This window comes from Streptomyces sp. NPDC026062 (assembly GCF_055568375.1).
In genome coordinates this window covers 17,926-29,888 of the sequence record NZ_JBVHOQ010000017.1, presented here as the reverse complement: position 1 = coordinate 29,888, position 11,963 = coordinate 17,926, and the positions used below count along the sequence as shown (strand labels likewise).

The following is an 11,963-nucleotide window of genomic DNA, read 5'->3' as shown; positions in this document are numbered from 1 at the left end:
AGCGGCCCCGCGCTGACGCGGCCCCGCGCTGACGCGGCCCCGCGCTGACGCGGCCCCGCGCTGACGCGGCCCCGCGCTAACGCGGCCCCGCGCCCGCGCCGTGTGCCTCATGCAGCCCCGCGCCCGCCCCGTGTGCCTGAAGTGCCGAGACGGCGGCTGTGATCGCCGGGCGGCGCGCCGCCTCCGTACGCCACAGCGCGTACAGCCGCCGCACCGGTACGGGCTCGATCCGCACCGCCGCCACCCCGTCCGGCAGTGTCCCGCGACCCAGCCGGGGCATCACCGCCACCCCGAGACCGGCCGCGAGCAGGGCGAGTTGGGTGTGGTTCTCCTCGGCCTGATGGCGGATGTCGGGCTCGTACCCCGCCGCGCGCAGTGTCCGTACGAGCCAGTCGTGGCAGACCGTCCCCGGCGGCTGGCAGATCCACCGCTCCTTCGCCAGCTCCTCGCGACGCACCCCGTCCCGGCGGCCCGCCAGCCGGTGGTCCGCGGGCACCAGCAGATCGCACCGGTCGTCCCCGATCACCGCCTGCGCCACGCCCTCGGGGGCGGGCAGCGCGGCGATGTCCCAGTCGTGCGCGACGGCCAGGTCTATGACGCCCTTCGCCACCAGGTCCACCGAGAGATGCGGGTCGACCTCGGTCAGCCGCACGTCCAGCGCCGGGTGTTCGCGGCCCAGCTCCGCCAGCACTCCGGGCAGCAGCCCGCGTGCCGCCGAGGCGAAGGCGCCGACCGACAGCCGCCCCGTGGGCAGCCCCCGGCGTTCCTCCAGTGTCGTCTCGGCGCGCTCCACGATCGACAGCAACTCCTGCGCGGTGGCGGCCAGATGGACCGCCTCCTCGGTCAGCGCCACGCCGCGGCCCCGGCGCTCCAGCAGTGTCGTACGGGTCTCCCGCTCCAGCTTGGTGATCTGCTGCGAGACCGCCGACGGGGTGTAGCCGAGCGCGGCAGCCGCACGCGCGACGGAACCGTGGACGGAGATGGCGTGCAGGGCGCGCAGCCGGGCGAGATCGAGCACCGGAGCCTCCGGGTTCCTGTCTGTCGGTTCATGAGCCATTCATTAGCAACGCTCAATTCCACCATGAAGAAATCCGCGCTGGTGCTACATGGTCCGCACACGCGATCCTCGGTCCATGCGTCCCCTCCACATTGCCCTGGCCGTCCTGGTGGCCGCCCTCTGGGGTGTCAATTTCGTCGTCATAGAGCTCGGACTCGGGCACTTCCCTCCGCTGCTCTTCTCCGCCCTGCGCTTCCTGGTGGCGGCGCTGCCCGCGGTGTTCTTCGTCGGCCGGCCGAAGGTCGCCTGGAAGTGGATCGTGGGGGTGGGGCTGGCCCTGGGGGTGGCCAAGTTCGGCCTGCTCTTCATCGGCATGGACCGGGGGGCGGGCGCCGGTCTCTCCTCCCTGATCCTTCAGGTGCAGGCGGTGTTCACCGCGCTCCTCGCCGCTCTGGTGCTCGGTGAACGGCCGGGAAAGATACGGGTGTTGGGTATGGGGGTGGCCCTTGCCGGGATCGGGGTGGCCGCCGTCGACGAGGGGGCGGACGGGCCCGTTCTCGCCTTCGTCCTGGTGATCGCGGCGGCGGCCTGCTGGGGTGTGTCGAACGTCCTGACCCGCAGGGCCGCCCCGCCCGACTCGCTCAACTTCATGGTGTGGGTCTCCACCGTGCCCGTCCTGCCGCTGCTCGGGCTCTCCCTGCTCTTCGAGGGCTGGGACCGGGACCGGGACGCGCTGGCCGCGCTGGACTGGAGCGGCGTGGGAATCATCGCCTACGTCGCCTGGATCGTGACGATCTTCGGCTTTGGAGCGTGGGGCTTCCTGCTGAGCCGCTACCAGGCCTCCTCGGTGGCCCCGTTCACCCTGCTGGTGCCGGTCTTCGGCATGTCATCGGCCGCGCTGCTGCTCGACGAGTCGGTGAGCCCGCTGCGATGGTGCGCGGCGGCGCTGCTGGTCGGCGGAGTGGCCTTGACCTCGCTCGCGGGGGCGCGGCACACCCGCGTCCCCGCCCCCGAACCGGCCGCGGAGCGGGCCCCCGTCACTCTCTAGCTCCTCACGCTCCCGTCAGTTCGGGTCCTTCGGCGCCCCGAGCCGCAACAGGTGCTCGCGCCCCGCGCTCAGCAGCCCCGGCAGCTCCGCCGCCTGCGGGTACCAGCGCTTCTCGTACTCCCAGCAGACCCAGCTGTCCGCGTCGAGCGTGTCCAGGCACGCCCGCAGCGGCAGCACCCCCGCGCCCAGCGCCACCGGTGTGGTGTCCTCGGCCGAGGCGATGTCCTTCACCTGTACGTATCCCAGGTGCGGGGCCAGGACCGCATGGCTCGCCACCGGCTCCTCGCCCGCCAGCCAGGTGTGCATGACGTCCCACAGCGCGCCGATGCTCCCGTGCCCCACCGCACCGGCCACCCGGGCCACGTCGGCCCCCGCGCGGTGCGAGTCGTGGGTTTCGAGCAGGACGCGTACGCCGAGGCCGGAGGCGTACGGGGCGGCGGCGGCCAGTCGGCGGGCGGCGGTCGCGTCGGCGGTCGCGGGGTCCTGGTCGCCGCCACCGGGGAAGACCCGGACATGGCCCGCGCCCAGGTCCCGGGCCAGCTCGATCAGCCCGGCGAGTTCGTCCAGGACCGGCTGGTCGTCCCCCTCGGCGGCGGCCCGTACGTAACCGGCCACGGTCAGTATCTCGACCCCGCCCCGCTTGAACTCATCGACCACGGCGGCACGTTCGGACTTCGAGAGCCCCGGGTGCACCGGCTCCTCGGGGTGGGCGCGCAGCTCCACCCCCTGATAGCCGTGCTCGGCGGCAAGCCGGACGACCTCGGCCATCGGCAGCCCCGGAACCCCGAGGGTGGAGAAGGCGAGCTTCACGTGCGTGTTCCTTCCGTCGGTATGTGTTCCTGCACGGTACGGACCGGGGCGCGCCAGGCGCGTACCCCGTTCCCCGCGCGGACGGTGCGTCCCGCGCGTACCCCGTTCCCCGCGGCCCGATTCGCCCCGGCGGCCAGGTTCCCCGCCGCCCGGCTCATCTCCCGGCCCGGCTCATCCCCGAGGCGCGGCCGTCGAGCCGCGCACCATCAGCTCGGCGGCGATCGTCGCGATGCCGCCCGGCGGCGGGGCCTCCTTGCCCGTGGCCAGCCGGCCCGCCCGTGCCCCCGCCTCGACGAGCGGCAGCCGTACGGTCGTCAGGGCCGGGACGGCGTCCACCGAGAACGGCAGGTCGTCGAAGCCCGCCACCGAGATGTCCTCGGGAATGCGCAGCCCCCGGTCGCGGATCGCCGCGGCGGCGCCCAGGGCCACGGTGTCGTTCGCCGCGACGACGGCGGTGATCTCCGGTTCGCGGCGCAGGAGTTCGACCGTGGCGTCGTATCCGGACCGCCGGTCGTAGGAGCCGTGCACGGTGAGCCGCTCCTCGTCGCCCACGAGCCCCACCGCCTTCATCGCGTCACGGTGGCCCTCCAGCCGGTGGCGGGTCGTGGTCCGTTCCGCCGGGCCCGCGACGTAGCCGATGTCGCGGTGGCCCAGCGAGAGCAGATGCTCGGTGAGCCGCCGGCCTCCGCCCCGATTGTCGAAGACCAGCGCGGCGACGACCGAGGCGTTGTCGGGCAGCGGGGGCCGCCCGCAGAGCACCACCCTGGTCCCCGCGTCCGCGAGCTTCGCCAGCTTCGCGGACATCGCGGCCTGGTGGGCCGGGTCCTCGACCGCGCCGCCGGTGAGGACGACCGCGGCGGCGCGCTGGCGCTGGAGCAGGGTCAGATAGGTGAGTTCGCGTTCCGTGGTGCCGCCGGTGTTGCAGACGATCGCGAGCTTCTCGCCGCCCGCCCGGCCCGAACCGTCGCCCGGACCGCCGATCTCCGTCTGGGCCGCCCCCGCCATGATTCCGAAGAACGGGTCGGCGATGTCGTTGACCAGGATCCCGATCAGATCGGACGTGGCCGCCGCGAGGGAGCTCGCGGGCCCGTTGAGTACGTAGTCCAGGTCGTCCACCGCACGGAGGACCCGCTCCCGGGTGGACGCCGCCACCGGGTAGTTGCCGTTCAGCACACGGGAGACGGTGGCCGGGGACACCCGGGCGCGAGCCGCCACGTCCGCCAGGGTGACTGTCATCGCATCCTCCGAGAAGTGATGAGGGGGAGTGGACCGGTGAGTGGACCAAACCAATCAGCGCGCCCCCTCTTGTCCAGGCCGCTGTCGGCAGGCTAGCGTCATACCGCATAGAAAGCGCTTGCTACGGCTGTATGGAGGAACTTTCGTGACACGCAGGACAGTGCGCATCGCCATGAACGGCGTCACGGGTCGCATGGGATACCGGCAGCACCTGGTGCGCTCGGTCCTCGCGATCCGCGAGCAGGGCGGCCTCGATCTCGGCAACGGCGACGTGCTGTGGCCCGAGCCGGTCCTCGTCGGCCGCCGTGCCCACGCGCTGGAGGCACTCGCCGAGCAGCACGGTCTGACCGAGTGGTCGACCGACCTCGACGCGGTCCTCGCCGACGACACCATCGACATCTACTTCGACGCCCAGGTCACCTCGGCCCGCGTCGAAGCGATCAAGAAGGCCATCGCGGCCGGCAAGCACATCTACACCGAGAAGCCCACCGCCACCGACGTCGAGGGCGCCCTGGAGCTGGCCCGCGTCGCCCGCGAGGCGGGCATCAAGCACGGTGTCGTCCAGGACAAGATCTTCCTCCCGGGCCTGCTGAAGCTGAAGCGTCTCATCGACGGCGGCTTCTTCGGCGAAATCCTCTCCGTGCGCGGTGAGTTCGGCTACTGGGTCTTCGAAGGCGACTGGCAGGAGGCTCAGCGCCCCTCCTGGAACTACCGCGCGGAGGACGGCGGCGGCATCGTCGTCGACATGTTCCCGCACTGGGAGTATGTGCTCCACGAGCTGTTCGGCCGGGTCACCACCGTCCAGGCCCACGTCCAGACGCACATCCCCGAGCGCTGGGACGAGCACGGCAAGCCGTACGCCGCCACCGCCGACGACTCCGCGTACGGCATCTTCCAGCTGGAGAGCGGCGCCGTCGCGCAGATCAACTCCTCCTGGACGGTCCGCGTCAACCGCGACGAGCTCGTCGAGTTCCAGGTCGACGGCACGCACGGCTCCGCCGTCGCCGGGCTGCGCAACTGCCGCGTCCAGCACCGCTCGGCCACCCCCAAGCCGGTCTGGAACCCCGACCTGCCGGTCACCGAGTCCTTCCGCGACCAGTGGCAGGAAGTCCCCGACAACGCGGTCTTCGACAACGGCTTCAAGGCCCAGTGGGAGCTGTTCCTCCGCCACATCGTGCTCGACGAGCCCTACACCTGGGACCTGATGGCCGGCGCCCGGGGCGTCCAGCTCGCCGAGCTCGGCCTCAAGTCCCACGCCGAGGGCCGCCGCTTCGACGTCCCGGAGCTGACCCTGTGACCTGCCGTCCCGCACAGGAAGCAGCGGAGCTGATCCCATGACCATCCACCTCCCGCAGGGCCCGTACGAGCCCCGCACCACCCCGCTCGGCCTCGCCCCCGGCGGCGCGCCCCTGGCCTCCCGTACGGTCTTCTCCGCCGCCCATGTCGTCGCCGACCCGTACGCCGACATCAGCCCCGACTCGCCGGCCGCCGTCGACTGGGACGCCACCCTCGCCTTCCGCCGCCACCTCTGGTCGCACGGCCTGGGCGTCGCCGAGGCCATGGACACCGCGCAGCGCGGCATGGGCCTGGACTGGGCCGGAGCCGCCGAGCTGATCCGCCGCTCGGCCGCCGAGGCCAGGTCCGTCGGCGGGGCCATCGCCTGCGGCGTCGGCACCGACCAGCTCCCCGCGGGCCCGGCCACGCTCGCCGAGGTGCGTTCGGCGTACGAGGAGCAGCTCGCCCTCGTCGAGGAGAGCGGCGCCCAGGCGATCCTGATGGCCTCGCGGGCGCTCGCCGCCGCGGCGAAGGGCCCGCAGGACTACCTGGACACGTACGCCCATCTCCTGCGCCAGGCGTCCGAACCGGTCGTCCTGCACTGGCTCGGACCGATGTTCGACCCGGCCCTGGAGGGCTACTGGGGCTCCAGCGACCTGGACGCGGCCACCGACACCTTCCTCCAGGTCATCGCGGAACACCCCGACAAGGTCGACGGCATCAAGATCTCCCTCCTGGACGCGGAGCGCGAGATCGACGTCCGCCGCCGCCTCCCGGGCGGGGTGCGCTGCTACACCGGGGACGACTTCAACTACCCCGAACTGATCGCGGGCGACGACCGGGGCTTCAGCCACGCGCTGCTCGGCATCTTCGACCCGCTCGGCCCGCTGGCCGCGCACGCGGTACGGGTGCTGGACACCGGTGACACCAAGGGATTCCGCGAACTCCTTGACCCCACGGTCGAGTTGTCACGGCATCTCTTCCAGGCGCCGACCCGCTACTACAAGACGGGCGTGGTGTTCCTCGCCTGGCTGGCCGGTCACCAGGACCACTTCACGATGGTGGGCGGCCTCCAGTCGGCCCGCTCGCTGCCGCACCTGGCGAAGGCGTACGAACTCGCGGACCGCCTCGGCCTGTTCCCCGATCCGGAGCTGGCCGAATCCCGGATGCGCGCGCTCCTCACGGTCAACGGAGGCACCCGATGAGCGACGGCCGTCTCTCCATCAACCAGGAGACCATCAAGCAGTGGTCCCTGCCCGAGCTGGCCGAGGGCTGCGCGAAGGCGGGCATCGACAAGGTCGGCCTGTGGCGGGCCCCGGTCCAGGAGTACGGCGTCGAGGCGACGGCCCGTCTCCTCTCCGACTCCGGCCTCTCCGTCACCAGCCTCTGCCGGGGCGGTTTCCTCACCGCCCTCGACCCGGCCGGTCGGGCCCGCGCCCTGGACGACAACCGCGCGGCGCTCGACGAGGCGGCGGGCCTGTCCACGGACACCCTGGTCCTGGTCTCGGGCGGCCTCCCGGAAGGCAGCAAGGACCTGTACGGCGCCCGCGAACGCATCGCGGACGCCCTGGCCGAACTGGCCCCCTACGCGGCCGAACGGGGCGTACGCCTGGCCATCGAACCGCTGCACCCGATGTTCGCCTCGGACCGCTGCGTCGTCTCCACCCTGTCCCAGGCCCTGGACATCGCGGAACGCTTCCCGGCCGAACAGGTCGGCGTGGTCGTCGACACGTACCACCTGTGGTGGGACGACCAGGCCCCCGCCCAGATCGCCCGCGCGGGCGCGGCGGGCCGGATCCACTCCTTCCAGCTCGCCGACTGGATCACCCCGCTCCCGGCGGGCGTCCTGCTCGGCCGGGGCCAGCTCGGTGACGGCAGCGTGGACTTCCGCGCCTTCCGTACGGCGGTCGAGGCCACCGGCTTCGACGGCCCGATCGAGGTGGAGATCTTCAACGAGGCCCTGTGGGCACGCGACGGCGCCGAGGTCCTGGCGGAGGTCGCCGCCCGGTACGCGGAGCACGCCTGCTGACCCACTGAGCTGCCGTTCCCCGCGAATCCGGCCGCGAGGGCGTGAAAGTCCCCCCGCCCGTGCAACCTTTGCGGGCTCCGCCGGGTCGTATCTGTAGTCGGGAGCTTCGGGAGCTTCGGGAGCTTCGGGGGATGTCCGGGGGGATGGGAAGCCCCGACGGAGGGGGAGAGCGAGAGGGGTCCGGTCGTCGTCACCCCCGGGACAGCCGCCCCGCCCGCCTCCCCGTCCCCGAACGGCGCCGCCTCGCCCAAGCCGCCCAAGAGCCCCAAGGCCGACGAAGGCAAGGCCGGCGGCACGGACGGCCGCGAGGGAACGGACGGCCGCAACGGCACCGACGGCCGTGACGCGGTGAACACCTCCGGCACCGGCTCCTCCGGCGGCACGACCGGCTCCTCCGGCGGCTCCACCGGATCCACCGGCACCGCCGGTGGCACCTCCGCCACCGGCGGAACCACCAGCACCGGAGGATCAGGCTCCAGCACCGGGGGAGGCGGCTCCTCGGGCGGTTCTTCCGGCGGCGGAGGCGTCGTGCCGTCCTCGTTCGTCGGCACGTGGAAGAACGCCGAGGTCTACAACGGGAATCAGCCCGCCACGATCACCATCTCCTCCAAGGGAGACGTACGCATGACGGGACTCGTCTCCTCCCCCTGCCCGTACATAGCCGAGGTCACCTCCACGGCCGACGGCGGCAAGCGCATCAACGTCAGCAAGCCCGAACTCGACGGTCCCAACCCCGGCTACTGCTATGCCGTCTTCAGCCCGTCCACCTTCACGCTCTACAGCGGCGGAATCCTGTACAACGTGGACGCCGGGAGCTACCACTACAAGCGGGGCTGACGTGGGGTGCGGGCGGCCCGATACCAACGGACCAGGGTCCCCGTCCTGCCGTACAGGACGGCCGGGCCGTGGTCCGGCCCACCACACCCTCGTAAACTCGGTCATCTTGACGAGGTGCACCGGCGGGGTGGGAACAGCGTGGACGACAGACTTCGGGACCTGGCCAAGGCGTCGCCGAACTTCGGCGTGCTCCACCAGCACCAGGCACTTCTCGCCCTGTACGGCGCCCAGGCCGAACTCAACGTCTTCAGCAATCCGAACGCCGCCCAGGTCCAGGCCGGCCAGTTCGGCGAGGTGCTGGCCGAGGACCTCGTCACGCGGACGGGCATCCGGGTAGCCGGTAGCCGCCAGATCGACCGGCTCCGCGCCCTCACCGACATCGGCGCGCTCACCCCGGCCGTCCACGACGCCTTCGACCGGCTCCGCCGCGACCGCGACGAGGCGGCCCACGCCCACCTCTTCGACACCACCCGCGCCCTTGAGGCCGTAAGGCTCTGCTACGAGCTCGGGGCCTTCTACCACCGCGCCCTGACCGGCAAGCGCACGGTCACCGCCTTCGTGCCGCCCGAGATGCCCGCGCTCACGGACCCGGCCGAGGTCACCGAGCTGCGCCGGGCGCTCGTCGGACACCGTGACGCACTCGCCCAGTCCCGGGTCAGGCTGAGCGAGTCCAGCGACCGCCTCGCGGCCGAGCGCCGGGCCCGTTCCGAGGCCGAAGCGCTGATGGTCAGCGCCCAGCAGGCCAAGGCGGCGCTGGCCGCCCGGCTCGTGGACATGGAAGCCGAGATCCGCGGCCTGCGGTCCGAGCAGCAGGCCCAGTACGAGACGGACCGCAAGCAGCCCCGCCGGGTGAACGCCGCCGCACGCGAAGCCCTCGTGCATCGCGCGCAGCGCCCGGCCCCGCTCAACGAGGTCCAGGCCCGCGAGAAGATCGACGTCATGCTGGCCGAGGCCGGCTGGCTCGTCCAGAACCGCGCCGACCTCAACCCTCTCGCCGGACAGGGCGTCGCCGTACGGGAGTTCACTCTCGCGACTGGCCGCGCGGACTACGTTCTCTACGTCGACGGCAGGATCGTCGGAGTCATCGAGGCCAAGCGTGAGGGCGACCACCTCTCCAGCGCCCTCGCGCAGAACGAGCGCTACGCCAGGGGCGTGCTGAAGGAACACAGCCTCGCCGTCTGGCGGGAGGACGAGCCGTTCGCCTTCCGGTATGCCACGACCGGCACCGAGACCTACTTCGTCAACCGTCTCGACCCCGACCCCCGGTCCCGCGAGGTGTTCTCCTTCCACCGCCCCGAGACCGTCGCCGCCTGGACGGAGCGCGCGAAGGACCACCGGGCCCCGACCTTCCGGGCCGGTCTGCGGCGGATGCCGAAGCTGGAGCCGTACGGTCTGCGGCCGGCGCAGGCCGACGCGATCAGCGGCCTTGAGCAGTCCCTCGCCCAGGACAGGCCCCGCGCTCTGATCCAGATGGCGACCGGTGCGGGAAAGACCTTCACGGCCGTCACGGAGACCTACCGGCTGCTGCGGCACACGGGAGCCCGCCGGGTCCTCTTCCTCGTCGACCGCAACAACCTCGGCCGCCAGGCCCTGTCGGAGTTCCGCAACTACACGACCCCCGACGACGGCCGGAAGTTCGCCGACCTCTACAACGTCGACCGGCTGGGCGCCGCCGGTCTCCAGGAGACCTCGTCGGTCGTCATCTGCACCATCCAGAAGATGTACGCCCTCCTCAAGGGCGAGCAGCTGACGGACGACGACGCCCGCGACGACGCGAAGGACGCCGAGGCCCAGGCCGCCGTGCCCGTCGGCGGCACGGCGGACGACCCCGGGACGGACTACGCCACCGGTCTCCCCATCGAGGTCGCGTACCGGCCGGACGTACCCCCGGAGTCCTTCGACCTGATCGTCGTGGACGAGTGCCACCGTTCCATCTACGGGCTGTGGCGGGGTGTTCTGGAGTACTTCGACGCCCACCTCGTGGGCCTCACCGCCACCCCGACCGCGCAGACCCGCGGCTTCTTCGACCAGAACACGGTCTCCGAGTACACGTACGAGCAGGCCGTCGCCGACGGGGTCAACGTCGACTTCGACATCGTCCGCGTCAACACCGACCTGCGTGAACAGGGCGGCGCGAAGATCGAGGCGGGGACGACGGTCCGGATCAAGGACCGCAGGACCCGGGCCCAGCGGTACGTGGAACTCGACGACGACCTCACGTACACCACCAGCCAGATCGGCCGGTCGGTGATCGCCGTCGACGAGATCCGTGCGGTGCTCACGACGTACAGGAACAACTGGCAGCGCTGGTTCCCGGGCCGCAAGGACCTGCCGAAGACCTTGGTCTTCGCCGTGGGGGAGGACCATGCCGAGGACGTGCTCAAGCAGGCCAAGGAGGTCTTCGGCCGGGGTGACGACTTCGCGAAGAAGATCACGTACAAGAGCCGGCAGAACGGCGACAACCCCGACGAGCTGATCAACGACCTCCGCAACTCGCCAGGGATGCGCATCGCCGTCACGGTCGACATGATCGCCACGGGTACGGACGTCCGCGCCCTGGAGTGCGTGATCTTCCTTCGGTCGGTCCGCAGCGCGGTGCTCTTCGAGCAGATGAAGGGACGCGGAGCACGCACGATCGACGCCACAGAGCTGCGCGAGGTCACCCCCGACGCGGACGGCGACGTGACCAAGGACCGCTTCGTCCTGATCGACGCGGCGGGGGTGACGACCTCCCCACTGGTCGACGCGCGCCCCATGATCCCGGCGACAGGAAAACAGGTGTCGCTGGCCAAGCTGCTCGACAGGACCGGCACGAAGGCGATCGGCGCGGAGGAGGCAGAGGTTCTTCAGCGTCGCCTCTCGCGGCTGAACCAGCAGCTCAAGGACGACGAGCGCGACCTCCTGACGAACACGGCGGGCGGAGTCACACTGTCCGAGATCGCGCGCGGGATCGTCGACGCGGTGGACGTCGACGCGCAGGACCGGGCGAGGCAGCAGGGCGGTACGGGCGCGGCCCGCAAGCTGGTGGAGGACGCGGTGGCCGTCCTCACGCGCAACCCCGAGCTGCGCCGCCAGATCCTGGAGATCCGCCGGGGCAAGGACCTGACGTACGACGAGACGACGGCCGTCACCGTGACGGACCTGGAGGAGGTCCCGCGCGAGCAGCGGGCCCGCGAGAACGTGGACGAGTGGGGCGACCTGCTGAAGAAGCGGCAGCGCGACCGCGACGCGGCGGTCCAGCTGGCCCTGGGAAGCGGAAACCCGGTCTCGCCGACGGAGGCGCGTGCCGCGCTCCAGGAACTGGCCGCGACGATCCGGGCCTCCAGGTGGTCCTGGACGGCCGAGGTCCTCTGGGGCTTCTACGAGGACCTGAACCGGGCCGTGGCCCACCCCGGGCGTGCCGCCGGCACCCCGGACCTGATCAGCCTGATCCGTTACGAGCTGGGCGCGGACAGCGAGCTCCGTCCGTACCGTACGGTGGTCGAGGAGCGCTTCGAGGGCTGGCTGCTGCGGCAGCGACAGGCGGGCGTCGCATTCACGGACGAGCAGCTGTGGTGGCTGGAGAAGATCCGCGACGTCGTCGCCAGCGACGTGGGCATAGAGCCGGCGGAGCTTGCCCACGAGCCGTTCACGGAGCGCGGCAAGGGGCGCGGCTTCATGATGGCGTTCGGTGGGAAAGAGCCGGCGCTGGATCTGCTGACTGAGCTGAATCGGGAACTGGCTTGAGCGAG

9 protein-coding genes are annotated in these 11,963 nt (G+C 71.7%); 6 read left to right on the top strand and 3 right to left on the bottom strand.

The window, feature by feature from the left end; genetic code table 11:
* Nucleotides 1-76 precede the first annotated feature (76 nt).
* Nucleotides 77-1,018, bottom strand: coding sequence for a LysR family transcriptional regulator (locus ACZ4LX_RS17420; RefSeq protein ID WP_467645028.1), 942 nt, complete (start codon nt 1,016-1,018; stop codon nt 77-79).
* Nucleotides 1,019-1,133: 115 nt separating this feature from the next.
* Between ACZ4LX_RS17420 and ACZ4LX_RS17415 the strand changes: the two genes are divergently transcribed.
* Nucleotides 1,134-2,045 carry an EamA family transporter gene (locus ACZ4LX_RS17415; protein WP_467645030.1) on the top strand — a complete coding sequence of 304 codons (912 nt, stop codon included), beginning with the start codon at nt 1,134-1,136 and terminating at the stop codon, nt 2,043-2,045.
* A 15-nt stretch (nt 2,046-2,060) separates the two neighbouring features.
* Here ACZ4LX_RS17415 and ACZ4LX_RS17410 read toward each other — a convergent pair whose 3' ends face one another.
* Together ACZ4LX_RS17410 and ACZ4LX_RS17405 are read right to left on the bottom strand one after the other, a co-directional pair.
* Nucleotides 2,061-2,855, bottom strand: a complete 795-nt coding sequence (locus ACZ4LX_RS17410) for a sugar phosphate isomerase/epimerase family protein (protein WP_467645034.1) — start codon at nt 2,853-2,855, stop codon at nt 2,061-2,063.
* 171 nt (nt 2,856-3,026) lie between these two features.
* Nucleotides 3,027-4,091: a LacI family DNA-binding transcriptional regulator gene (locus ACZ4LX_RS17405; protein WP_467645038.1), complete on the bottom strand. Its 1,065-nt coding sequence runs from the start codon at nt 4,089-4,091 to the stop codon at nt 3,027-3,029.
* 145 nt (nt 4,092-4,236) lie between these two features.
* Here ACZ4LX_RS17405 and ACZ4LX_RS17400 point away from each other — a divergent pair, with 145 nt between their 5' ends.
* The 5 genes from ACZ4LX_RS17400 to ACZ4LX_RS17380 all read left to right on the top strand — a co-directional run bounded on the left by ACZ4LX_RS17400 (nt 4,237) and on the right by ACZ4LX_RS17380 (nt 11,958).
* Nucleotides 4,237-5,388 (top strand): Gfo/Idh/MocA family protein, encoded by a 1,152-nt coding sequence (locus ACZ4LX_RS17400; RefSeq protein ID WP_467645041.1) that lies wholly within the window; start codon nt 4,237-4,239, stop codon nt 5,386-5,388.
* A 37-nt stretch (nt 5,389-5,425) separates the two neighbouring features.
* Nucleotides 5,426-6,571 (top strand): dihydrodipicolinate synthase family protein, encoded by a 1,146-nt coding sequence (locus ACZ4LX_RS17395; RefSeq protein WP_467645046.1) that lies wholly within the window; start codon nt 5,426-5,428, stop codon nt 6,569-6,571.
* On the top strand, nt 6,568-7,395 hold the full coding sequence (locus tag ACZ4LX_RS17390) for a sugar phosphate isomerase/epimerase family protein (RefSeq protein WP_467645053.1): 828 nt from the start codon (nt 6,568-6,570) through the stop codon (nt 7,393-7,395). The genes ACZ4LX_RS17395 and ACZ4LX_RS17390 overlap by 4 nt, the downstream gene beginning before the upstream one ends.
* A 348-nt stretch (nt 7,396-7,743) precedes the next feature.
* Nucleotides 7,744-8,232: a hypothetical protein gene (locus ACZ4LX_RS17385; RefSeq protein WP_467645058.1), complete on the top strand. Its 489-nt coding sequence runs from the start codon at nt 7,744-7,746 to the stop codon at nt 8,230-8,232.
* 138 nt (nt 8,233-8,370) lie between these two features.
* Complete coding sequence (locus ACZ4LX_RS17380) at nt 8,371-11,958, top strand: type I restriction endonuclease subunit R (protein ID WP_467645064.1); 3,588 nt, start codon at nt 8,371-8,373, stop codon at nt 11,956-11,958.
* Nucleotides 11,959-11,963 lie beyond the last annotated feature (5 nt).